The organism is Shewanella sp. GutCb (genome assembly GCF_002836135.1).
In the GTDB taxonomy this organism is placed as follows: domain Bacteria; phylum Pseudomonadota; class Gammaproteobacteria; order Enterobacterales; family Shewanellaceae; genus Shewanella.
In genome coordinates, this window is record NZ_PJBL01000025.1 from 178,743 (window position 1) to 202,957 (window position 24,215).

General features: G+C 45.2%; 15 protein-coding genes. 6 read left to right on the forward strand and 9 right to left on the reverse strand.

Annotated features, from left to right (window positions below; all coding sequences use genetic code 11):
- Window positions 1-86: 86 nt before the first annotated feature.
- Window positions 87-1,256 (reverse strand): isovaleryl-CoA dehydrogenase, encoded by a 1,170-nt coding sequence (locus CXF86_RS15110; protein WP_101092304.1) that lies wholly within the window; start codon window positions 1,254-1,256, stop codon window positions 87-89.
- A gap of 100 nt (window positions 1,257-1,356) precedes the next feature.
- On the reverse strand, window positions 1,357-1,755 hold the full coding sequence (locus CXF86_RS15115; RefSeq protein ID WP_101092303.1) for a MerR family transcriptional regulator: 399 nt from the start codon (window positions 1,753-1,755) through the stop codon (window positions 1,357-1,359).
- Window positions 1,756-2,117: 362 nt separating this feature from the next.
- On the opposite strand from CXF86_RS15115, the gene CXF86_RS15120 reads away from it, so the two are divergent.
- Window positions 2,118-4,022, forward strand: coding sequence for a propionyl-CoA synthetase (locus tag CXF86_RS15120; protein WP_102039386.1), 1,905 nt, complete (start codon window positions 2,118-2,120; stop codon window positions 4,020-4,022).
- A 402-nt stretch (window positions 4,023-4,424) separates the two neighbouring features.
- Window positions 4,425-5,966 (forward strand): NADP-dependent phosphogluconate dehydrogenase, encoded by a 1,542-nt coding sequence (gene gndA / locus CXF86_RS15125; protein ID WP_101092301.1) that lies wholly within the window; start codon window positions 4,425-4,427, stop codon window positions 5,964-5,966.
- A gap of 117 nt (window positions 5,967-6,083) precedes the next feature.
- On the opposite strand, the gene CXF86_RS15130 is transcribed toward gndA, so the two are convergent.
- Both CXF86_RS15130 and CXF86_RS15135 read right to left on the reverse strand, forming a co-directional pair.
- Complete coding sequence (locus CXF86_RS15130; RefSeq protein WP_102039387.1) at window positions 6,084-6,734, reverse strand: phage tail protein; 651 nt, start codon at window positions 6,732-6,734, stop codon at window positions 6,084-6,086.
- Window positions 6,735-6,757: 23 nt separating this feature from the next.
- Window positions 6,758-7,309 (reverse strand): aspartyl/asparaginyl beta-hydroxylase domain-containing protein, encoded by a 552-nt coding sequence (locus CXF86_RS15135; RefSeq protein WP_157822933.1) that lies wholly within the window; start codon window positions 7,307-7,309, stop codon window positions 6,758-6,760.
- 234 nt (window positions 7,310-7,543) lie between these two features.
- Here CXF86_RS15135 and CXF86_RS15140 point away from each other — a divergent pair, with 234 nt between their 5' ends.
- From CXF86_RS15140 to CXF86_RS15150, 3 genes are all read left to right on the forward strand, one after another.
- Complete coding sequence (locus tag CXF86_RS15140; RefSeq protein ID WP_102039389.1) at window positions 7,544-8,821, forward strand: SAM-dependent methyltransferase; 1,278 nt, start codon at window positions 7,544-7,546, stop codon at window positions 8,819-8,821.
- A gap of 2 nt (window positions 8,822-8,823) precedes the next feature.
- Window positions 8,824-9,756, forward strand: coding sequence for a methionyl-tRNA formyltransferase (locus CXF86_RS15145; protein ID WP_102039390.1), 933 nt, complete (start codon window positions 8,824-8,826; stop codon window positions 9,754-9,756).
- A gap of 78 nt (window positions 9,757-9,834) precedes the next feature.
- On the forward strand, window positions 9,835-17,913 hold the full coding sequence (locus CXF86_RS15150) for an Ig-like domain-containing protein (protein ID WP_102039391.1): 8,079 nt from the start codon (window positions 9,835-9,837) through the stop codon (window positions 17,911-17,913).
- Window positions 17,914-18,040: 127 nt separating this feature from the next.
- Here CXF86_RS15150 and CXF86_RS15155 read toward each other — a convergent pair whose 3' ends face one another.
- From CXF86_RS15155 to CXF86_RS15165, 3 genes are all read right to left on the reverse strand, one after another.
- Window positions 18,041-20,278, reverse strand: a complete 2,238-nt coding sequence (locus CXF86_RS15155; protein WP_101092295.1) for an acyl-CoA dehydrogenase — start codon at window positions 20,276-20,278, stop codon at window positions 18,041-18,043.
- A 597-nt stretch (window positions 20,279-20,875) separates the two neighbouring features.
- Window positions 20,876-21,352, reverse strand: a complete 477-nt coding sequence (locus CXF86_RS15160) for an OsmC family protein (protein ID WP_101092294.1) — start codon at window positions 21,350-21,352, stop codon at window positions 20,876-20,878.
- A gap of 86 nt (window positions 21,353-21,438) precedes the next feature.
- Window positions 21,439-22,332, reverse strand: a complete 894-nt coding sequence (locus CXF86_RS15165) for an AraC family transcriptional regulator (RefSeq protein WP_180961080.1) — start codon at window positions 22,330-22,332, stop codon at window positions 21,439-21,441.
- A 217-nt stretch (window positions 22,333-22,549) separates the two neighbouring features.
- Between CXF86_RS15165 and CXF86_RS15170 the strand changes: the two genes are divergently transcribed.
- Entirely contained in the window at window positions 22,550-22,930 is a 381-nt protein-coding gene (locus tag CXF86_RS15170; RefSeq protein ID WP_101092292.1) for a hypothetical protein, read from the forward strand.
- Window positions 22,931-23,120: 190 nt separating this feature from the next.
- Here CXF86_RS15170 and CXF86_RS15175 read toward each other — a convergent pair whose 3' ends face one another.
- Complete coding sequence (locus CXF86_RS15175) at window positions 23,121-23,624, reverse strand: hypothetical protein (protein WP_102039393.1); 504 nt, start codon at window positions 23,622-23,624, stop codon at window positions 23,121-23,123.
- Window positions 23,625-23,886: 262 nt separating this feature from the next.
- The gene (locus tag CXF86_RS15180; protein WP_101092290.1) at window positions 23,887-24,213 is read right to left on the reverse strand and encodes a DUF3325 domain-containing protein; all 327 of its coding nucleotides are present in this window, start codon (window positions 24,211-24,213) and stop codon (window positions 23,887-23,889) included.
- Window positions 24,214-24,215 lie beyond the last annotated feature (2 nt).

Consider the following 24,215-nt stretch of genomic DNA (forward strand, 5'->3'; position numbering starts at 1 on the left):
AAGTTGGAACCAGAGCGACGTTGTGGCTGTCGCCCGTATTCCAAATTAGGGCTCTAATGACTCGCTAAACGAGTCTTATTATTGGTTTATTTTGACTCGTTAAACAGTTCGCGGCCAATGAGCATACGGCGAATTTCTGATGTACCTGCGCCAATTTCATAAAGCTTAGCGTCACGCAGCAAGCGGCCAGTGGCGTAGTCATTGACGTAACCGTTACCGCCGAGCAGTTGAATCGCATCGAGTGCCATTTTGGTCGCCAGTTCCGCAGAATACAAAATAGCGCCGGCGGCATCTTTACGGGTTGTTTCACCGCGGTCACATGATTTAGCGACGTTGTAGATATAAGATTTTGCGGCGTTCATGCCAGTGTACATATCGGCAAGTTTGCCTTGTACTAGCTGGAACTGACCAATAGATTTACCAAACTGCTCACGCTCGTGAACGTAAGGTATGACGATATCCATACACGCCGTCATGATCCCAAGTGGGCCACCAGACAACACCACACGCTCATAATCAAGCCCACTCATTAACACTTTAACGCCATTGTTTAGGCCGCCAAGAATGTTTTCTGCTGGGACTTCACAATCTTCAAAAACAAGCTCACAAGTGTTTGAACCACGCATGCCGAGCTTGTCGAGTTTTTGTGCTTGGCTAAAGCCTTTAGAGCCGCGTTCGACAATAAAAGCGGTAATTCCGTGTGCACCTTTATCGAGGTCCGTTTTTGCGTAGATAACATAGGTGTGGGCATCTGGGCCGTTAGTGATCCACATCTTGTTGCCGTTGAGAATGTATCTGTCACCCTCTTTACGTGCATGCAGTTTCATTGAAACCACATCTGAACCGGCATTGGGCTCACTCATGGCTAAGGCGCCAATGTGTTCACCTGTCACCAGTTTTGGTAGGTACTTGTCTTTTTGCTCTTTACTACCGTTACGGTTTATCTGGTTAACACAAAGATTTGAGTGAGCGCCGTAGCTGAGCCCGATAGAAGCTGATGCGCGTGAAATCTCTTCCATGGCAACGACATGCGCTAGGTAGCCCATGTTAGCACCACCGTACTCTTCTGCAACGGTGACCCCTAACAGACCCATATCACCGAGTACTGGCCAAAGCTCGTTAGGAAACGCGTTATCGATATCCGTTTTGGCGGCTATTGGTGCTATTTCGTTAGCAGCAAAATTTTGTACCGCGTCGCGTAGCATGTCGACGTCTTCGCCAAGGTCGAAATTTAGAGATGAGTAGAGTTGAGTCATGTGCTTGTGTCCTGTCAATGTGTCCATTTATTCAAGTTCACTGATCTATGTCGTGATACTCGTAGGCTTGTTATTTTGTTGGTGTTATCAAGTGCTGTTTTTACTGACTATTGTTCACGAGTGCATCACGGCATTGCTGTTCTGCCGAGTTGAGCTCCATCAATACCACTTTTATATCGTCCATTTGCTGCTGTAGGGCGACTTTTTTGTCTTCCACTAATTCGAGCATGGTGTGCAGCTGTGTGCTGCTGTTTTTGTCTGCATCGTATAGTTCGAATAAGCGTCTTGTTTCTGCTAATGAAAAACCTAAACGCTTACCTCGTAAAATGAGTTTGAGTCTGACCCGTTCGGTCAAATTGTAGATCCGAGTTTGACCACGACGTTTAGGTTTTAGAAGACCTTGATCTTCGTAAAAACGAATACTACGAGTCGTGATATCAAACTCTTTTGATAGATCACTAATTGAGTACGTCGTTTGGGGTAACTGTTTTTCAGTCATTAATAACACCATATTTATTAACTTTTCTTGCACGATATAGGAAGTTTACGTAAAGGTAAAGTTTGCGGTGCGGTGTAACCGCTGTTTTCATGTCAATTGTGCGTGCCATAACAGTCACATTCGATAAACATACGTTTGATTTTAAGTGGGTTTATCGCTCGGTAAACCCTTAGTTAACATGTTGTTAACTATTTTTATATTTGCTTTAAATTGCTGTGGATGACTCTTTTACCCACTCATTCTAAGGTCTAATGGGGATTTTATGAGCGGCGGAGCATAATGTTTCAAAGGCAATAAAAGGACAAGGCTCATCGCGATGTGGCAACGTTTACGCTGCGGTGACGTTAACTGGAGTATGCATAGTGAAAGATAAAAACACGCAATTACATGCAAGTTCAATCTCAAATCCACAACAGTTTTGGGGGCAAGCTGCACAAGCAATTGATTGGATATCACCTTGGGATGTCATCCTTGATGACAGCGAAGCGCCTTTTTACCATTGGTTTAAAGGCGGCAAGATGAATACTTGCTTCAATGCGGTTGATAGACACGTGATTGCCGGGCGCGGATCTCAAATTGCTATTCAGTACGTCAGCCCTGTGACAGAGACTGAATATGGGATTACTTATCTAGAGCTACAAGCTCAAGTCAGCCGCTTAGCAGGCTATATGGATTCTATCGGCGTTAAAAAGGGCGACCGAGTGCTGATTTATATGCCGATGGTGCCTGAAACGGCCTATGCGATGCTGGCGTGTGCGCGCATTGGTGCTATTCACTCAGTGGTGTTTGGGGGCTTTGCTGCCAATGAACTGGCGACGCGGATAAACGACGCCAAACCTAAACTGATTTTGTCAGCGTCGTGCGGTATTGAGCCGTCAGGCGTTGTTGCTTATAAACCGCTACTGGATAACGCGCTTGAGCAGGCGACTCATAAAGTAGGGCACTGCTTAATCTTAAACCGCAGCCAGTTAGAAGCTTCATTACAGCAAGGCCGAGATGTTGACTGGCAGCTAGGCGTTGCTGCAGCGCCAAACATCGACTGCGTGGTGTTAGAGGCCACCGATCCACTCTACATCCTCTATACCTCGGGGACGACGGGGCAACCTAAAGGTGTTGTTCGCGACAATGGCGGCCACAGTGTAGCGCTTGCTTGGTCGATGAAAAATATTTATGACATTGGCGTTGGTGATAGCTTTTGGGCGGCATCAGATGTGGGCTGGGTAGTGGGTCACTCTTATATTGTTTATGGGCCATTGCTGGTAGGCGCTACGACCTTAATGTATGAAGGTAAGCCGATTGGTACGCCCGATCCTGGAGCATTTTGGCGCACGATTGCAAACTACAATGTGAAAAGCTTTTTTACAGCGCCGACCGCAATAAGAGCCATTAAGCGAGACGACCCTGATGGCGAGTACCTTGAAGGTATTGATTTATCCTGTCTGAAATATGTGTTTCTGGCCGGTGAGCGCTGCGATCCAGACACTCTGCATTGGTCAGAAGAAAAGCTTAAAAAACCGATTATCGATCATTGGTGGCAAACAGAAACGGGTTGGCCTGTTGCGGCAAACTTGATGGGATATGCGCCTGTTGAGGTAAAAGCGGGTTCACCTGCACTGGCCGTACCTGGCTATCAAATTGAAGTGGTTGATATGATGGGTGACCAAGTCGCCTCGAACGAGTCTGGTAATGTGGTGATTAAGCTGCCATTGCCCCCAGGTACTTTAACCACGCTTTGGCAAAACGAGCAGCGCTATAAAGACAGTTATTTGTCGATGTATCCGGGTTATTACCTCACTGGAGATGCAGGATATAAAGATGAGGATGGTTATCTTTATATCATGAGTCGCATTGACGACATCATTAATGTGGCTGGACATCGTTTATCGACGGGTCGATTTGAAGAGGTGTTATGCCAGCATGAGGCGGTTGCCGAGGCTGCAGTGATTGGCGTCGCTGATGAGCTTAAAGGCCAGGTGCCGTTAGGATTAGTGGTACTAAAAAAAGGTGTCACCCTAAATGAAGCTGAACTGAATCAACAATTAAGGGCGCTAGTACGGCAAGAAATTGGCCCCGTTGCCGCCTTTAGGTTAGTCAGCGCGGTACAAAAGTTACCTAAAACACGCTCAGGTAAAATTTTGCGAGGTACAATGCGAAATATTGCCGACAACAAAAAATACAATGTGCCTGCCACAATTGAAGATCCAGCCACATTAGATATTGTTCGTAACACCTTGACTCGTATGGGGTATGCCGACGCGCACATATAAGCGGATGGGTATTTAAATAGTAAACTCTATGGCAAAGTCGTTAAACGGCTTTGCCATTTTTTATGTTCATGCTTGTACTTATTCCCAGAACCCACTTCTGTAAATTTTAAATTTTATCAATAGAACGTTTTTGTTGTGTTATCAGACGGAGAATGCGAAGGAACAGTATCTTATTGCGGTAATTTTTTACTCGTGAACAATAAAGTATGACTGCGGTTTGTACAAAGTTGATAGCGTCAACATCGTAAATTTCTCGTGACTAAGATTAAGGTTGCTAGTAATTTACTTACCAAAGTCTGTATAATCTACAACAAAACAAACCCTATCAAGTGAGTAAAATAGTTTGAATTTACGACTAAAATAGATAGGAAAATCCTCTGTGACCTGCGGAATAAAACTTAAATGAATAACCAAAACGAGCTTTACGATATTGGTGTGATTGGCTTAGGTGTTATGGGTAAGAACCTAGCGCTCAATATAGCGGATAACCAATACCGAGTTGCAGCATTCGACCTTGATACTGCCAAAGTACAAGACGTTGTAGGGCAAGAAGAATTAGAACGCGTTAAATATTTAGACAGTACAGTCAAGGCACGTATCGATGGCTGTAATAATCTTTCTGAAATGTTGTCTAAATTAGAAAAACCACGGATTGTTTTACTCTCTGTTCCCGCAGGCGCTCCAGTCGACGGCGTGTGTAAATCATTAATCGAAGCGGGCATAGAGTCCGATGATATCGTTATCGATACAGGTAATAGTCTTTGGACTGATACGGTCGAGCGTGAAAAGCGTTACGCAGACGATTTCCTCTTTTTTAGCTGCGCCGTGTCTGGCGGTGAAGTCGGTGCGCGTTTTGGCCCCTCATTAATGCCAAGCGGCAGTTTAAAGGCATGGGACCGTATCGAGCCTATTTGGCAAGCAATCGCGGCCAAAGTCGATGCTGAAACGGGTTTACCTATAGAGCGTTTTGAACCCGGCAACCCTGTTAAAGAGGGTGAACCTTGTACTACTTACATCGGTCCTGCTGGCGCCGGTCATTATGTGAAAATGGTTCATAACGGCATTGAATACGCCGACATGCAGTTGATCTGTGAAGCTTACCAGTTACTTCGAGATGGACTTGGCTTCACCCCCGCTGAAGTGGGTGAGGTGTTTGAACGCTGGAATAAAGGCGAGCTTAATAGCTATCTAATGGAAATTAGCGCCGATGTGCTAAAGCAAGCCGATCCATTAACCGGGGCACCGTTAGTGGATATGATTTTAGATAAAGCGGGGCAGAAAGGCACTGGGCTTTGGACGGCGGTTAGTAGCCTACAAATAGGCTGCCCAGCGCCAACAATCGCAGAAGCGGTTTACGCCCGCGCGGTGAGCACTCAAAAAACACAGCGCGTTGCACTGAGTAAAATACTTGCAGGGCCGAGCAAGACACAGTTACAAGCGGTTGATAAGCAGACCTTCATCGACCAACTTGAAAGTGCACTCTACTGCGCCAAAATATCGAGTTATGCGCAAGGTTTCCAACTGATGACGATGATGGCAAAAGAGCAAAATTGGACGTTAGATTTTGCTGCCATCGCTAAGATTTGGCGTGCCGGTTGTATTATTCGAGCGACCTTCTTACAGTCAATCACTAAAGCCTATGAGCAAGAATCTGATCTTGAAAACTTACTGATGGCAGATGTGTTTGCTGAGGCTCTTTCGCGTAAGCAAGGCGAATGGCGCATTGCAGTATCTCACGCGGTATTAAGTGGTATTCCAACGCCTTGTATAAGTTCTGCATTGGGTTATTACGATAGTTATCGCTGTGCGACCCTGCCGGCGAGTCTGCTTCAAGGTCAACGCGATTTTTTCGGTGCACACACCTTTGAGCGTACCGATAAACCTGTCGGTGAGAAATATCATCTTAACTGGAGCAGTGAAGAGCGGACATTGAGCAAGCTGTAAGACGCGACGATTAATCACTAGTGATAGGTGCCGTCAAGGCTGTATTGCCCCTTAACAACGTGTCTATATAAACACATAAACGCCGCAGATAGAGCGGCGTTTATGTGTTGGAAGCGCTTAGTTGCGACTGGGGTAAATACCCGTTATCGACATAATGTACTGAAGCCCTAATGTGGGCTGCCAAACCGGGAATGGCACACTGCTGCCATTATTCTCGACGGTAACAGTTCCACCTGTTATACCTGCTCCAGAGCCTGTGATCTGTACGTCAACTTCAACGGCATCACTCGCCATCCGGGTGGTTTTTGTGGCAGCATAAGTATCGGTAGCAGGCCTACCTGAAACTTGAGGCGTCGCCCAGTAGGCGCCTTCTGCATCATCTTGGCTGCCCTTGCCATTTGCGGCATTGACAGTGGTAGTTGCCGTAGCGGAGAGCTTTGATCCTGGTGAGGTTTGAGGATTAAACGATGCGCTATGGTTGTGGGTAGGCATATGCTGTAGGTCGAGCGCAATGGTGTCGCGGCCTAGTTTGTCACCTAAATTAACCGTTACTTGTGCGCCTGGTCCTCGTCCCGTACCCACAGGGGCTCGGCCACGAAGATCCGGAATGCCAAATGTGGTGCGGGCATCGCCACCATAGGTGTTACTCAGTACTGAGAATATCGCTTGGTTATCGGAAATGGACAGCATTTGTCCATTACATCCAACCCAGCCCCTTGGGACAAAATTGCCAGCGAAGATCATACTGGTGCCTAACATGATTTCCATAAACGTTCCTTGTTTAAAAGTGCCTAAGGCACTGTGGGGGAGATTGTCTTTGACCCATCGAGTTGACGTTGCAACCAAGGAGACATCAAACAATCGATAACTAAATTAATGCGTGGTTCTGAACCTCTGTGGTCGACCCAATGAGGTCTATTCGTATCGAGGTACCACAATTCATTGGTGCGCATGGGGACTAACTCCCCCTCTAACCAAAACTCTACTCCCAGTTGTCCGCTAATCGGCACATGTAATCGTGCAGCACCAAATTGAGCACCTAACTCAGAGTCACAATGAGGCAAAATACTGCTGTTAGGCGCTAATTTCATCAGTCGAACGCTTCGAATAGGCGCTGTAATAGCGTTAAGAAGAGCTAAGACATTGGGACTATTTTTTAAAGCTGGCAAGTTGACCCAGTTTTCGTTATCAGCCTCGATCGAAAAGTTTTGCAACAATGGGTGTGCTTGCTGATGTTGCTGTTGGCACCGCAGAGCGATGGCCTGCCATTGGCCTTGATATTGCCTTTTATTAACATGACAGTGCCAATGCTCATGGGTTATGCGGGCAATATCTGTTGCCAACCCATTTGGAAAACTTTCTAGGAACAGTCGCTTAAAGGGCAGGCTCGTTTGAACTTTATAATAATTCAGTTTGATTCCCCACTGGCTAATGATGAATTCTTAGACGATAATGTTGTCAGTTCGTTAAATTTGGCACTAAAAATCGTTTTATACAAGGTCGTTTAAATTTCGCTTGCTGTTTAAGCCGTGAAGCAATTTAAAAATGGATCTTCAAGTCAAGGATGACAATCAAAGATGATGGAAAAAGATACACGGCAGAATGGTGAGTTGATATTGGCTCAAAGTGGACCTGCTACGTTATTGAGTCCAATGGACTCCATGGCTGAACTCAATCGTTTACTGCGTGAGCAGCTCGCTCAAGATGATGCCTCCCCGACACCGTCTTCGGTTGTCGTTACGGAGCCCAGCCAAACCACGGTATCTGTAAGCGATTGCGCGACAGAGGTCGTCACTTCAATGTTGTTGGCCAATGACGATAAAAAAGTGCAAATCCAGCTTCAGCAACTGTTTGAAAAATTATTAGTCATATATCAACAAGCCGATATAAGCATCGCCGATCGCAAACGACAGTATATTGCAGCCCACGGTTTGGTCATGGCGCCGGATCAATGTGTCACCACCCAAACTGATACTCACCGAGTGCAGGCATTTATTCGCGGTATTGATGCTGCATTGACCAAACTGGATCGAGAACAACCAGAAGGTTCATTGCGGTTGTTGTATCCTGCGTGTGGCCCATTTGCACCATTACTGCTGCCATTGTTAACTTACTATCGAGTTAACGAGCGTTTTGGGCGGCAGCGATTGCAGGTTACCCTTATCGATATGCAACCTGGGGCTGTGGCTAGCTTACAAACTTTGGTGCAAGAACTGCAAATTGAGTCATTTATCGAGTCCATATTGTGTATGGATGGATGTGATTATTACAGTGAACGACCTTTTGACCTGCTCGTGGTAGAGGCTATGCAACACGGCTTTAGCCGAGAAGGTCACTTGCCACTCGTTCAACACCTTGTCTCGCAATTATCTCCTCATGGTTTGATGATCCCTGCGAGGGTGTTGATCACAGCGCAGTTGGCTGTGGGGCAATATGAGTTCATCGAGCGCTGGCGTAATCGCAGTGCTAATGAACTGCCTTTGTCGGTGGAGCGGATTGAGCTGGGGGAGATCTTGAGTCTCACTAAAGAGAGTGTCTTACAGCTGCAAACCTTGAATTTGGGCGTTGATTCGTCGCTAGTGACTTGTAACCAAGTGACCATTCCCATAATCGCCGCGGATCTTGGCCCGCAACTGCTGCTTGTGTGTACCCAAGTATTTACCTTTGGTTTAGACAAAGTTGATGAATATCAATCTGGGATCACCCATCCACTGCCAGACTCTCAGGTCTGCATTAACTTTACGCCCAGCGACCCCAAGGCGGGAGATTTACTTTTAGAAAGCGGTGATCAGATTAAGTTTTACTACCGTTTAAATGGCTTACCTGGCTTTCTTGCAACAAAAGGTAATGCTTAGCAATGACTATCTCTCCTCGCTATCGTATCGTCTTGTTTGCTTCAAGTTGCGCCAGTCTTCCCTTGATAGAACAATTACATCAGCTAGAAATGTTAGTCGGTGTTGTGGTGTCTAATCGTGAGGACGGCGATGCCCAGCAGTTATTGGCCACATTAAGTGAGGCCAATATTCAGACGCTCGCCTACGTACAGGGCTCAAATCCCACAGTGGCAAAGTCAATACAGAGCTGGCAAGCCAATATAGGTCTCATTTTTTCATTTCCCCACAGACTGCCTCCATCAATAATAGCACTGTTTTCAGGGGCATTATTTAATGTTCATGCGTCCTTGTTGCCTGATTATCGGGGATCGGCCCCCCTATTTTGGCAGCTAAAAAATCAGCAAACTAACAGTGGTATAAGCATCATTAAGGTGGAGGAAAAGTTAGATGAGGGGCCGATTGTTTGGCAACAGCCGCTAGTGATAACCCCTTTAGATACCTTAAACAGTTTGACCAGCCGGGTGATGTCGATAGTGCCAAGTGTGGTGGTTAGCTTTTTACAGCAACTGGCCAACGGCGCAATTGATGCGAGGTTGCAGCTGGGGCGGGGTTGCCACGCGCACCGGCCTCAGGCTGAAGATGTGCAGGTCAATTGGGCGACTATGAGCAGTGCACAAATATGTGCGTTAGCTAGAGCTTGTAATCCCACGTATGGCGGGGCGCTTTTATGTTTTAACGGTGTCACGGTAGGGCTATATCAAGCCACTGAGATTGCATTGCCGACGTTTGGTGTCAATGCCGGAACGGTAGTGTATGTCGGTGAACCTCATGGGTTAGTTATCGCCACATTCGATGGGGCTATTCGGTTAGATGTAATGAATTTGAAAGAGGGAGTGTTTAGCGGGCTAAATTTTGCTGAGCACTTTTGCTTTGATGCTGGGATGAGTTTTGATTGAACTAATGTAAAAATAAATGGATTTAAACGGGTTCAAATTGCTCAACGGAATGTAACTCTATTTTCAACGGAATGAATTATGAAACTTATTATTGCTCACTGCGCGTTATTATTATTATCGTTAATGTTAATGACACAGGCTCATGCAGTAACGGAGGCTATCAGTTTTGATGGTGGTGATTATGTCGAAATGACTGGTATTGTTCCGGAGTTAACAGAGGTAACGAGTTTATCGATAGTGACTTGGGTTAAGTTTGATAATGTCAGCCAATCACAGTGTTTCTTCTCTAGTTCGGATGCCGGTTTGGAGTTGTGTGTCGATTTTAACGGTGAAGATGATTTAGCCAATGCGATCGTAGTTTCTGAACCAGGAGTTCTAAGTAAGAGCCCTGCTCTAAGCTGGGCAGTAGGAACTTGGTACCAATTTGCGATAACTTTCGAAGTAGCTGGAAACGGAGATTTTAAAATCTATCGTAACGGAGGATTATTAAGTGATGACGGCCAGTATTCTCGAGCGACGTTCATAGACATTTTAGCGAGTGAAATTGTACATCTTGGTAAGCCGTCAAGCTATAGCGTTACAGCGGGGTATTCTAGTTTTTCCGGTGATATTGATGACTTCCAAATATACAGCACCACTTTATCAGCTGCGGATATTAGCTCGCTCTATAATGGCGCTAATCCACAAGAAATTGCTGCAGATACCGCAGGGTTAATTTCCTATTGGAAAATGAATGATGTCGTTGCTCCTTTGGTTGATAGCGATGATACGGGGGGGCATGGCGGCACATTTCCTGGTGGTAGTAGCAATCCAACTCTGTCTCAAACCGGTATAGTCTCTGCTGTGGTGAGTAATACCCCTCCTACCATTTCTCTTGCAAGCTCAACGCTGAGTTACACTGAAAATGACTCTGTAACCCAAATCGATCCTGCGGCCACAGTGTTAGACAGTGACGGTGACGCGGATTGGGATGGCGGTACGCTCAAAATACAGCTTACCGCTGAGTCAGCAGATGAGTTTAGTGTGAGTGATTTAGATGGCGATGGCAGCGTAATAACCATTAATGACTATGACATACTGGGTAATGGTACAAACATTGGTAGTTTGAGTGTATCTGGAGGGGTCGTGAATAATGGCGCCGCTTTGACCATCACCTTCAACAGTCATGCTACCAACACACTGGTACAGGAAGTACTGCAATCACTGCATTACCGTAATGTTTCTGATAATCCGAGTACCAATAATCGGACTATTACGGTAACCGCCACCGATACCAATGCTGGCACCGCAAGTGCTACCCGCACTATTAGCGTCTCAGCACAAAATGATGACCCGCTGCAAACAGGTTCTTTACCGACTGATCTTAGCGTGACAGAGGATGTGCCCAGTAATCTGGATTTAAGCGCTGTGAATGTAAGCGATGCCGATGGCACTAGTCTGACGTTAATTTTTACTACAGACGCTGGCACTCTATTAGTGGCCGATGGGGCTGCAGGCAGTGTTACTGAAACCGGCAGTGGTACAAATATCATAACGTTAACCGGTACGCCGACCAACGTTAATACTTACCTCGATACAGCCAGCAACCTAAAGTATTTAGGGATATTGAATGCGGCAGGGAATGATGTTGCGGTATTAACCCTCGAGGTAAACGATGGCGGTAATACTGGCAGCGGCGGTGGTGGCAATATCACTATTGGCAGCATTAATATAGACATCACTGCGGTAAACGATGCACCGACTCATATCAGCTTGACGGGCACTAGCATCAACCAAAGTGATACCGCTGCAGGTGCAGATATTGGCACCATCAATGCTGTCGACGTTGATGATGTCAGTTTTATTTACAGTTTGGTTGCTCAGGGAGTATCGGATTCGGGCAGTTGTGGTACGGGTAATGATGTCAATAACGTTTTGTTCCAAGTTACGGGTACGGCTCTTGAAACTGCAGCTGCTGTAGATTCAGGCAGTTATAAATTGTGCCTGCAAGTGAGCGATGCTCTTTCTACTTACCAAATCGCATTTTCTATTGATGTTAATGATGATGGCGCACCAAGTCTCAGTATTACGGGGGCAAGCGGTAATATCAACGCCGCCTTCACTGCGAGTTTCACATTCAATGAGTCAGTCACAGGGTTTGACGCGGCAGATATCGCAGTGAGTAATGCTTCAGTGACGAACTTCTCTGGCAGTGGCGCAAGTTATAGTGCGCTCATTACGCCAACGGCCGCTGGCAGTGTCACAGTCGATGTGGCAGCTAATGCCGCTATCGATGGTGCCAGTAACGGCAATACCGCAGCGGTGCAATTAACCGCGACTTACGATGCCAGCAAGCCAAGTGTTTTGATTAGTGGCGCTTCAGGTAATATCAACGCCGCCTTTACCGCGACATTCGCTTTTAGTGAATCCGTCACCGGTTTTGATGCTGCAGATATTTCTGTTAGCAATGCAGGTGTATCAAACTTCAGTGGTTCGGGTGGCAGTTATAGTGCGCTTATCACGCCCACCGCAGCAGGCAGTGTCACGGTCGATGTGGCAGCCAATGCCGCTATCGATTCTGCCAGTAACGGCAATACCGCAGCTGTGCAGTTAACCGCCATCTATGACGCCAGCAAGCCAAGCCTGGCGATTGCGGGGGCAAGCGGTAATATCAACGCCGCCTTTACCGCGACATTCGCTTTTAGTGAATCCGTAACCGGTTTTGATGCTGCAGATATTTCTGTTAGCAATGCAGGTGTTTCAAACTTCAGTGGTTCGGGTGGCAGTTATAGTGCGCTTATCACGCCCACCGCAGCAGGCAGTATCATGGTCGATGTGGCAGCCAATGCCGCAATGGATTTAGCCAGTAACGGCAATACTGCAGCAGTGCAGTTAACTGCCACCTATGACGCCAGCAAGCCAAGCCTGACGATTGCGGGGGCAAGCGGTAATATCAACGCCGCCTTTACCGCAACCTTTGCTTTTAGTGAATCCGTAACTGGTTTTGATACTGCAGATATTTCTGTTAGCAATGCAGGTGTATCAAACTTCAGTGGTTCGGGTGACAGTTACAGTGCGCTTATCACGCCTACCGCAGCAGGCAGTGTTACGGTCGATGTGGCTGCTAATATAGCCGTCGATTCTGCCAGTAACGGCAATACTGCAGCAGTGCAGTTAACCGCCACTTATGACGCCAGCAAGCCAAGCCTGACGATTGGGGGGGCAAGCGGTAATATCAACGCCGCCTTTACCGCAACATTCACCTTTAGTGAATCCGTAACTGGTTTTGATGCTGCAGATATTTCTGTTAGCAATGCAGGTGTTTCAAACTTCAGTGGTTCGGGTGACAGTTACAGTGCGCTTATCACGCCCACCGCAGCAGGCAGTATCATGGTCGATGTGGCAGCCAATGCCGCAATGGATTTAGCCAGTAACGGCAATACTGCAGCAGTGCAGTTAACTGCCACCTATGACGCCAGCAAGCCAAGCCTGACGATTGCGGGGGCAAGCGGCAATATCAACGCCGCCTTTACCGCGACATTCGCTTTTAGTGAATCCGTAACCGGTTTTGATGCTGCAGATATTTCTGTTAGCAATGCAGGTGTTTCAAACTTCAGTGGTTCGGGTGGCAGTTATAGTGCGCTTATCACGCCCACCGCAGCAGGCAGTGTCACGGTCGATGTGGCAGCCAATGCCGCTATCGATTCTGCCAGTAACGGCAATACCGCAGCGGTGCAATTAACCGCGACTTACGATGCCAGCAAGCCAAGTGTTTTGATTAGTGGTGCTTCAGGTAATATCAACGCCGCCTTTACCGCGACATTCGCTTTTAGTGAATCCGTAACCGGTTTTGATGCTGCAGATATTTCTGTTAGCAATGCAGGTGTTTCAAACTTCAGTGGTTCGGGTGGTAGTTATAGTGCGCTTATCACACCCACCGCAGCAGGCAGTGTCACGGTCGATGTGGCAGCCAATGCCGCAATGGATTTAGCCAGTAACGGCAATACTGCAGCAGTGCAGTTCACCGCCACCTATGATGCCAGTAAGCCGAGTGTTTTGATTAGTGGTACTTCAGGTAATATCAACGCAGAGTTTACTGCGAGCTTCACTTTCAGTGAATCTGTCATTGGTTTTGATGCTGCTGACATTGCGCTGAGCAATGCAACAATTTCAAGCTTTACTGGAAGTGGTAAAACGTATTCAGCGCTGATCACACCCACCGCAGCAGGCAGTGTCACGGTCGATGTGGCAGCTAATGCCGCTATCGATGGTGCCAGTAATGGCAATACTGCAGCGGCGCAGTTCACCGCCACCTATGATGCCAGCCAGCCAAGCCTCACTATTAGTGGTGCTTCGGGTTATATCAACGCAGAGTTTACTGCGAGCTTCACTTTCAGTGAATCTGTCACTGGTTTTGATGCTACTGATATTGCGCTGAGCAATGCAACAATTTCAAGCTTTACTGGAAGTGGTAAAACGTATTCAGCGCTTATCACACCCACTGCAGCAGGCAGTGTCACGGTCGATGTGGCAGCTAATGCCGCTATCGATGGTGCCAGTAACGGCAATACCGCAGCGGTGCAATTCACCGCCACTTATGACGCCAGCAAGCCAAGCCTGACGATTGCGGGGGCAAGCGGTAATATCAACGCCGCCTTTACCGCAACATTCGCCTTTAGTGAATCAGTGACTGGTTTTGATGCTGCAGATATTGCACTGAGCAATGCAACAGTTTCAAGCTTTACTGGAAGTGGTAAAACGTATTCGGCGCTGATCACACCCACTGCAGCAGGCAGTGTCACGGTCGATGTGGCAGCTAATGCCGCTATCGATGGTGCCAGTAACGGCAATACCGCAGCGGTGCAATTCACCGCCACCTATGACGCCAGCCAGCCAAGCCTGACGATTGCGGGGGCAAGCGGCAATATCAACTCCGCCTTTACCGCGACATTCGCTTTTAGTGAGTCTGTCACTGGTTTTGATGCTACTGATATTGCGCTGAGCAATGCAACAATTTCAAGCTTTACTGGAAGTGGTAAAACGTATTCAGCGCTGATCACACCCACTGCAGCAGGCAGTGTCACGGTCGATGTGGCAGCTAATGCCGCTATCGATGGTGCCAGTAACGGCAATACCGCAGCGGTACAATTAACGGCAACGTATGATGCCAGTCAACCAAGTGTCACGATTAGTGGCGCTTCGGGTTATATCAATGCCGCCTTTACCGCAACTTTCACTTTCAGTGACTCGGTCACTGGTTTTGATGCTATCGATATCGCTGCCAGCAATGCTGGCGTGTCAAACTTCAGTGGTTCGGGTAAAGCTTATAGCGCGCTGATCACACCAAGTGCAGCAGGCAGTGTCACAGTCGATGTGGCAGCTAATATAGCCGTCGATTCAGCCAGTAATGGCAATACCGCAGCTGTGCAGTTAACCGCCATCTATGATGCCAGCCAGCCAAGCCTCACTATTAGTGGTGCTTCGGGTTATATCAATGCGGCGTTTATCGCGACATTTAGCTTTAGCGAGGACGTTGAAGATTTTGATATTACCGATATTGAACTTACCAATGCGACATTATCTCAGTGGAGTGCTGAGCGATTAAACTTTACCGTTCTAGTGACTCCGATAGAGCAAGGTGAGGTGTCATTGCAAGTCAAAGAGAGTGTTGCAACAGATAAGAGCGGTAGAACCAATTTAGCCTCAGATATTTTTAAAGTTAATTTTGATAGTGTTCAACCTGAAGTGACATTAGCAATACTTGAAATGGAGGTGCGTGAAGAGTTTGCTTTAGATCTGCACTTTAGTGAGCCAGTTACAGGATTGACACTAGAGGACCTACAAGTAGAAAACGGTACGGCAGTGAGTTTGACGGGTGATGAACAGGAATATGTACTGAAAGGCTCTGTACTGACTGTTGGTCGTGATGTACTGGTCCAGTTACCTGCTGATGCTGTTCAAGATAGTGCAGAGAACGGTAATCTGGCATCAACTAATTTTGCCTACGCAACCAACAGCCCTGGTAGTGTCCGTATTGACGGTTATCTGGTTGAAGAGCAAACGATAACTGCTGTGATTGACGACATTGATGGAACGACAGCAACAGAACATAGCTATCAATGGTTTAGACATTCAGATGAACAGACATCATTGATAGGCACCGATGATGATTTCTATGTGTTATCGATTGAAGATGTTGGTAGTAGCCTATCTGTCGAGGCTAATTATGTTGATGATGCCGGTAGGGCTGAAATTGTTATGTCGGAGGCATCCACAATTGTGCAAACGATACCTGAGTATGCATTGTCATTGATTAGTGAATATGCCGAGCTTGGCGGTGAAACCGTAGATCTCATTGCGCAAGTTTATATTGATGCAGGTGTAAGCAGTGTTTCACTAGAACAATTGAATGCAATCTTGGCATTGCTAAATAATGCAGTAGCACACTATGCAACAGCAGATATTGACGAAGTGGCTGAAGTCGAGGCACTGATTATGCTTATTATGCTTGGGCAAGATAGTGATGGTGACGGTATGCCTAACTTGGTGGAAACAGATGTCGATACCGATGGTGATGGAATCGATGATGCTAATGATGAGGATTCAGATAATGATGGTGTGAGTGATGGGGTTGAATTTTCGATTGTAATGGTACTTGAGCAAAGCAGTGCGAGTTCTGTATCGATAGCAAAAGTGCAGCAGTCCAGTACAAGGGCAGCAGAAAGTAATAGTGGAACATCTGATAGCGATCAAGATGGTATTGTTGATTTCTTCGATGCGGATGTCGATGGCGATAATGTCATTGATCAAGGGCGAGTGGATATTAACTTTGATGGCGTCGATGACGGGTTAAACTCACTTGATGCTGTCATTAAAAAGTTGGCTAAGTTGGATATGGACATAGACTTAAGCCCAAATCATCTTGATCTGGACTCTGATAATGATGGTGTTGCAGACGTATTAGAAGCAGGGCTAGAAGATGCTGACAGTGATGGTTTCAATGACTATTCTGATCAGCTGATAAAAACAATAGGCGAGCTGATTGATACTAATAGCGATAGTCATCCGGATCTATTGCAGTTGAGTAGCGACGGTGAGCAATTTGATTTAATTAATGCGGGTTTGCCGGAATCATTAGATACAAATCAAGATGGTATCCTTGATGACACCATCGATATGGATAACGATGGCTTAGTGGATGTGATTGATGGCGCCGTTGGGGCATTTGGTAGCTTACCGGATCTCGATGGCGATGGTTACGCAAACCATGCTGATGATGATGATGACGGAGATGGAATCCCTGATATTGAAGAGAATCCACAACAGCAGTACTTCACTGGGTTTGATGCAGATGCTGACGGGATTGACGATGGGGTAGATTATGATGTCAACGGTGTTATTTCAGGCACTGATAATGATGGTAATGGAGTCAGGGATGATAGAGAAATGTTAGATACTGATAATGATGGCTTGGCCGATCATTTAGATATTGACTCAGATGGCGACGGTATCAAGGATACTAATGATCTGGCTAATAATAATGGGATCGATGGTAAAACAATTACCGGTGGTGGTTCTATGGGGTACTCGGGTCTTATGGTACTTGTTCTGCTTGCGATGCTACGTCAACGAAAAGTATATGTTTTAAAAATAGTGCCGATTTTTGTGCTTATTACAATGGGTGTGGCTTTACCTGCCCAGGCTGAGTACTCGATAGGTGCTGGACTTGGGGCTGTTAATCTTGAACCTACATTTTACACTGAGATAGACAAAGATAATGATTACGACTTCTCTTACAATCTTGAGCTTGGCTATGGTTTTTCAAAAAACTGGTGGCTTAAATTAAGAGGTGTCGATCTTGGCCAAGTGGATTTGAGTCAAAATAGCCGTGTTAGTGCTGAGATTGATTATAAAGGTGTAGCGCTATTTGCTCAGTACCAGATGCCTATCTTTACTGACTCAGGCTTTGAAATTTATGGTTTGGCTGGAGTTAGCTGGTTAGATACTAAAAGTAGTGGGCCGATCAATATTGATGATAATAGTGATCAGCAGTTTGCTGCCGGTGCTGGGCTATATTATGGATTTAATCAAGATAATGGTTTGGCACTTGAATGGGTATCTTACGCTGAAGATGTATGGGTAATAGGACTGCAATATACTAGCCGCTTTGGCGGCTAACTTCTGGTTAATGAGATGTTTGTGTCGGTGCTTATTTGTACGTATAGCGAGTCACTTAGATAACGGATATAAAAAAGCGGTTGTTTGCTACATGAGCAATACAACCGCTTTTTTGATTTTTTTAGATTTAGTTAGCGATTTTTAGGTCGGCTTTTTCTGTGATTAAGTTCATATCAAAATCAAACTCATCAACACGGATAGCACGTTCACGCTTCAAGTTATAGTCTTGCAGCTGCTTGTGCTCGCTGTCATTAATCACCTTAGCGGTTAACGCTGCATCAAGTGTTAACGAGAACTTGATACCAGGCTTAAAGGTACGTGCTCTAATGGCTTTCTTTACCTTAGCTAACATTGGCAAACATTCCATCTTAGCCAGATAGGCTTGTTCATTGATGTAGTTACCGTCGCCCGCAACAGGTTTAACCAAGTGGGTTAGGTTTTTCTTAAACGCTGTATTTAGCTGTGCTTGTTCAGCAAGTTCGCGCACTAAGTTATCGTTTATTTTCTGCATCTTAGGTGAATAAGTTACAGTGATCAGGCGCATAAACTTACGTGTCGATGATGATGGGAAGTTGTCCAAAAAGTCCAATAGCGCTTTTTCGGCTTGGCATAGTGACCAGCGAGTGGCGTAGTGGAAGTATGGCGCCGCTTCAGCACGCTGCTCTGCAGGTAGCTTTTGCTCGTAATAACGGATAGAAGCCATTGCAGCATAAAGATAGCTCATCACATCGCCTAAACGGGCTGACAGCATCTCTGCTTGCTTTAACTTTCCGCCAAGCACCAGTAGTGAAAAGTCTGCATAAACGGCTAGTTTTGATGCCAGTTTATGAACAGATTGCTCATAGGGTTTAACTTCTGCAAGTTGAGAACTCGCGCCAGCAGTGAAAGGCAGTAAACCTAATTTGAATGCACGTAGGCTGTTGCCAACACTGTAACCAACGGTTTTGCGTAAAATACTGTTGAACTCTTTATCTGCATGCTTTTCGTTTGAGTGAATAGACTCAACCATGCTTTGCAAATAAGGATGACAACGCATAACGCCTTGACCGAAAATCATCAGGTTACGGGTAAGAATGTTGGCGCCTTCCACGGTAATGGCAATTGGCTGGGCGATATAACCAGAAGCCAATGTATTTTGTGGGCCATTTTGAATCGCTTTACCGGCTTGAATATCCATTGCTGAATCAAGTACGTCGCGGCCAAGCTCTGTCATGTGATATTTTGCAATTGCAGTCACAACCGATGGCTTCAGGCCTAAACCTAATCCTTCGGTGGTTAATACACGCATTGATTCTAGTAAGTAAGTCTTGCCAGCAATGTCAGCAAGCTTTTCTTGAATACCTTCAAATTTACCAATCGATAAACCAAATTGCTCACGCACTGCTGCGTACTCAGTCGATGATTTAAATGAGCACTGGCCAACAGAGACACCCAGTGCAGGCAGTGAAATACCGCGACCAGCACCTAGACATGCTACGAGCATTGCCCAGCCGCGACCGATATTTTTCTGGCCACCAATGATGAAATCCATTGGGATAAAGACATTTTCGCCACGCGTAGTACCGTTGTAGAAACTCATCCCCATTGGGTCATGACGATTACCTAGTTGCACACCTGGGTGAGACTTAGGGATTAAGGCACAGGTAATACCAAGGTTTTCTTTACCGCCGAGTATTCCGTTTGGATCTTCGACTTTAAAGGCGAGGCCTAACACACTCGCGATAGGGGCTAGCGTGATATAGCGCTTGTCCCATGTAACACTCAAACCGAGTACTTGCTCGCCATCATATTCACCCATAGTCACAGTGCCGACATCTGGAATACCGCCAGCGTCTGAGCCCGCTTCTGGGCTCGTTAGGGCAAAACAAGGGATCTCTTGGCCTTTAGCAAGGCGGGGTAACCAATAATCTTGTTGTTGTGATGTACCGTAATGCATCAACAATTCGCCAGGGCCTAATGAGTTAGGCACCATAACGGTAACGGCTACGGCCGAGCTTTTAGCAGCAATGGTGCCAACAATGGTTGAGTTGGCATAAGGACTAAATTCAAGACCGCCAAATGATTTTGGGATAATAAGAGAGAAAAATTTATTCTCTTTTAAAAAGTTAAGAATATTTTCTGGTAGATGTTTACTGCGCTGAATTTCAAAGTCGTCGACCATTTCAATTAAGGTCTGCACTGGGCCATCGAGAAAGGCTTGCTCATCAGCGGATAGTGTTGCAACCGGAATGTCACGTAGCGCAGCAAAATCAGGAACACCTTGATAGATAGAACCCTCTAGCCATACATCACCAGCGTCGAGTGCTTCTTGCTCAGTGGTAGAAATGCTTGGTAGTACTTTTTTTAGTTTAGTTCTTATGCTCATTTTGATGCTCATCCGACCAGAAGTATGAGTCACATTACGTCACAAAATGCGCCATAGATCAAATTTTCAAACGATAAATTTAAACACTTGTTTGGATTTTTATTTAAATAATAAAATTAACTATAAAAATTTCATAAGCTTACGCGTGTACGCTGGAATTAAATTATTTTCATAGTGATATGAATTAATTGATTTAAATCAATATTATTTGATGATTAGTGATCGTTTTCTGACAGGAAAGGGTATAACAATATTGCCAATTAAGCCTGTGATGAGACATTTTTATCAAGGGAGGTGATGAGTGTTGTGCTGAGTTTTACAACATGGAATGGGTTTAATTAGCTTAAATTATTAACCGTCAAAGTTGATGTTGAGTTGGAAATAACAAATTGAATGAGTGCTATATCGGCAACAGTAAACGGGGGATATCAAAGTGTCGATTATGTCATTTTCTGCTGGAAAGTAGCGATGATGAATCACCGCGAGCTGCTACTAACGCGATAATCTGTTCGTTAGCAGCTTAATAATATCAGTCATAGTCGTTGAGTGTTTTTGAGGGAATTGTGGGGTCTGTGTATGACTCAAGACTCGTTATCTTCACTCGTTATCGGTACTTGCGGTATTGTCGGTCGTGATCTCTACAAGGGTTTCGTTGTTAAGGCTATTGGCAATAAAGCAATTGGCATGAGATTTCTCATGGATTTTTTTAATGACCTCATCACTGACTTCAATGCCCGCAGCAAATACGATTTTGGGGTTTAGCGTCATTTTATTTACAAATAACTTCCCCTGTGCATTTTTACCTAACTCAGCTTTAGCGTGGTCACTATAAGAGACAACAGCCAAACGTTTTAAGTGAGCAATCGTTAAAAACGTCAACATATGGCAGGAAGATAATGCCGCCAGTAGACTCTCTTCAGGATTAATAAATTGGCTATTACCACTGTACTCAGGTGCTGATGATGCATTAACTTGTTGGCCACTACCAAAGTTAATTGTATGGTCACGGCAAAATGCAGTTGGCTCGTTTACAGCAGCTTCGCTGCTCCAGTTTAAGTGTATATTAAAGCTCATACTTATTGCTCGCTTATAAAAAATGAAAATAATGCTGCGTTCTTGTTGGGTCAATAAGCATTATTGAAATATGATGTTTTTCTCGATTAAGCTTCGGTATTGGCTCTTCTGCTAGAGCCTGGGCCATAGCCGAAATAGCGTTTAAATGCTTTAGCAAAAGTGATATTACTCTGATAACCCACATCAAGCGCTGTTTTATACACACTGTCCCCAGCGCGTAGTTGTTTTTGCGCTTGTGATAAACGTAAACGAGTTATGTACTCTATCGGTGTCATATCGAGATAGGCTTTGAAATAGCTGGCAAAGCTGGCTCGTGAGTAACCACCCAGTTCGGCTAAGGTATTTACACTCCATGATTGACACAAGTCTTGGCTAATAGCATTGAGTACTTTACTCATTTTTGGATCTTGTAGTGCTTTAAATAAGCCAATATTACTATGTTCATCATTCGATAACTTCCGTAATAAACTTAGAAAGAATACCTCACTAAGACGAGACAAAATCACATCATTAGCGAGTGAACCTAGCTTGGCTTCTTCAATCAAACTCTGCGTAATTCCAGTGAGTGCACCGCTTTGTTCCTGTTTACGGATCACCATACATGCGGGTAGCTGGCAAATAAGCGGGTGATTTTTGTCTTCACTAAAATCAAAATAACCACAGATTAACCCCGTCGAATCTGATGGCTCATCAACCATAGGATATGCCACAAAACGGCTAATGGTTGCAGCGGCCTGCTCACTATTACTGCTGCTGATAATGTGCGGCGCATCATGGGGAAATACCACTAAGTCACCAGCGGTAAGCTCTAGCGCTTTAATATCACCGCAATAGAGAAATGCTTGCCCTTGACTGACCAAATGAAAACTCGCCAGACCGCTTCCTGAGGTGTCAGTACTCCATGTTTTACACAGTAACGAACGATGAAATATCGTGGCGTGAAGATGAAAATTTGAAAGTAAGCTATTAATGTTAAACATGGTTCCCCATCTATTGTGGCAATTCATCTTGTTATTTGGTGCTGTTAGCTCACCCACTAACGAATGACTGTTCCATTGATACAGACGTTAGCACTATGCCAGAAGACCTTAATGATAAGATTAGACGATGAGACATAAAGCGCAGACGCTAAGGCATACAAAGCTGACGTTAATTTACCTATTCTGTTAGTTCAAACACATCATTAAGGAATATAAAATGAATAAGTTCATCACTCAGATAATGCTAATGACGGCACTCGTGTTTAGCTTTGCAACTTCTGCCGCAACTCCGACTCAAAATGCAGATGGGGTTGTCGAGATCTATCTCGACCAGCATGGCGGCTATTTCAGTGCTAAAGATACACTCGCATCACTAAAGCCCGGAAAGTATCAATTTATTATCACCAATAAGGCTGGCAAGCTGGTGGGTTTTCAACTGCAAAACTTCACCACTCATGAAGCGTTAGATATGTTTCCAATTGAACCAGGAAAAACGCTTCGTAGCGACGTGGTTGAAGTCAGCGCTGAAGGTGTTCGATTTAGATGTCCAATTAACCCAACGCCATGGTATGACATGGATAGTATTAAAGCGGGCTAACCCTTAAATGATTAGCAGCTATTAAGCTCACAAAGTCGGTAATATAGAGAAGACCGATTAAGAGTAGATTAAATTTCTAGGTTATTGATAGACTGTTTAAATCTGTATTGCTTGTCATATTGTCCAACTTAAATTATAGATAGCAAAAAAGCCGCTTAATGCGGCTTCTTTGCTATCTATAAATAAAATGTTAGCTGTAAACGTTAATACTTTGCGATGTTTCTACATAGGTCTGCATAACCGCTGCTTGCTGCTGTTGGGCTTTATTATTGACGACAGCGGCTCGTGCATCATCATTGTTTGATAGATAATAAGCTGACGCTGGGGTTAGATTGCTGCTGCCTGTAGCCACTCCTGCTATATCTGCATAAAACTGATACTGAGCTTTGGCCTTTCTATAGTCAACGTAGTCGTCAACTTTCTCACCTTCATTGGGTAACTTTGGTGTTACAGGTAATATTTCTGCTTCATTGGCGACTGAACTCGTTTTTTCAGCGGAACGACCTTGAGCGGCTAGCTCAATGGCACTGGCAGATAATGTCACTGTATCGCTTGATGCGACAGGGGAAATTGGTTGAGCGCTGCTGGTATTGGCAAGTTGAGAATGACTGTCCGCAGTACTTTGCTGTAGGTTTTGACTGTTTAGTGTTTTGGACTGAGCCGCAGTATTGGAGAGCGATTGTGAAACTTGCATAAAACCTCAATCATCAAAAACATGTCTTAATAGGCAAGATTTTAAGCGATTAAAGCTGAATGTGAACTGAACCAGTTAGAAGATAGGCAATTTTTTGATCCCATAACAAGGCATTAGTTTAACTCGCGGTGAAACTTTAAGGCCGATTGTTCAGTGATTATGCGAACAGAGACGATGTGTTTAGGGCTCAAGAATTTGTCTTAGAGGTAAAACCCAGCCAATTATCTTGGCTGGGAGTATGGATCTTAAGCTGGCGGGGAAATTAGCGGATCACAAACAGTGTCGTGCTAAATATCGCGCTTAACGCCATAGCATAGGGCATAAATTTCGCGCGGTAACTCAGTGTCATAATCACTAGTAGCCCCGATGCGGCTAGTAAACCAAAATAGATAATGCTGCCATAAGCAACACCTTGGTCAAGAGTACAACCCCAATAAGTGAGCGCCAGTCCAAGCCAACCTGTGATAGACAATCTGCGGCTTTGCTTATCGCTTGGTGCTTTGCCTAAGACTTCTCGATGGTGAGAGAACATGGCTAACGCTAATAAGCCAAATGCGATGTAACTAAATCCCAATAAACTTAACATCATCT

Excerpts from the sequence above, each read along its gene's own strand:
- CXF86_RS15155 (WP_101092295.1), bottom strand. The coding sequence starts at position 20,278 with ATGAGCATAAGAACTAAACTAAAAAAAGTACTACCAAGCATTTCTACC.
- CXF86_RS15140 (WP_102039389.1), top strand. The coding sequence starts at position 7,544 with ATGATGGAAAAAGATACACGGCAGAATGGTGAGTTGATATTGGCTCAA.
- CXF86_RS15145 (WP_102039390.1), top strand. The coding sequence starts at position 8,824 with ATGACTATCTCTCCTCGCTATCGTATCGTCTTGTTTGCTTCAAGTTGC.
- CXF86_RS15110 (WP_101092304.1), bottom strand. The coding sequence starts at position 1,256 with ATGACTCAACTCTACTCATCTCTAAATTTCGACCTTGGCGAAGACGTC.
- CXF86_RS15150 (WP_102039391.1), top strand. The coding sequence starts at position 9,835 with ATGAAACTTATTATTGCTCACTGCGCGTTATTATTATTATCGTTAATG.
- gndA (WP_101092301.1), top strand. The coding sequence starts at position 4,425 with ATGAATAACCAAAACGAGCTTTACGATATTGGTGTGATTGGCTTAGGT.
- CXF86_RS15180 (WP_101092290.1), bottom strand. The coding sequence starts at position 24,213 with ATGATGTTAAGTTTATTGGGATTTAGTTACATCGCATTTGGCTTATTA.
- CXF86_RS15160 (WP_101092294.1), bottom strand. The coding sequence starts at position 21,352 with ATGAGCTTTAATATACACTTAAACTGGAGCAGCGAAGCTGCTGTAAAC.
- CXF86_RS15115 (WP_101092303.1), bottom strand. The coding sequence starts at position 1,755 with ATGACTGAAAAACAGTTACCCCAAACGACGTACTCAATTAGTGATCTA.
- CXF86_RS15175 (WP_102039393.1), bottom strand. The coding sequence starts at position 23,624 with ATGCAAGTTTCACAATCGCTCTCCAATACTGCGGCTCAGTCCAAAACA.
- CXF86_RS15130 (WP_102039387.1), bottom strand. The coding sequence starts at position 6,734 with ATGGAAATCATGTTAGGCACCAGTATGATCTTCGCTGGCAATTTTGTC.
- CXF86_RS15170 (WP_101092292.1), top strand. The coding sequence starts at position 22,550 with ATGAATAAGTTCATCACTCAGATAATGCTAATGACGGCACTCGTGTTT.
- CXF86_RS15165 (WP_180961080.1), bottom strand. The coding sequence starts at position 22,332 with ATGTTTAACATTAATAGCTTACTTTCAAATTTTCATCTTCACGCCACG.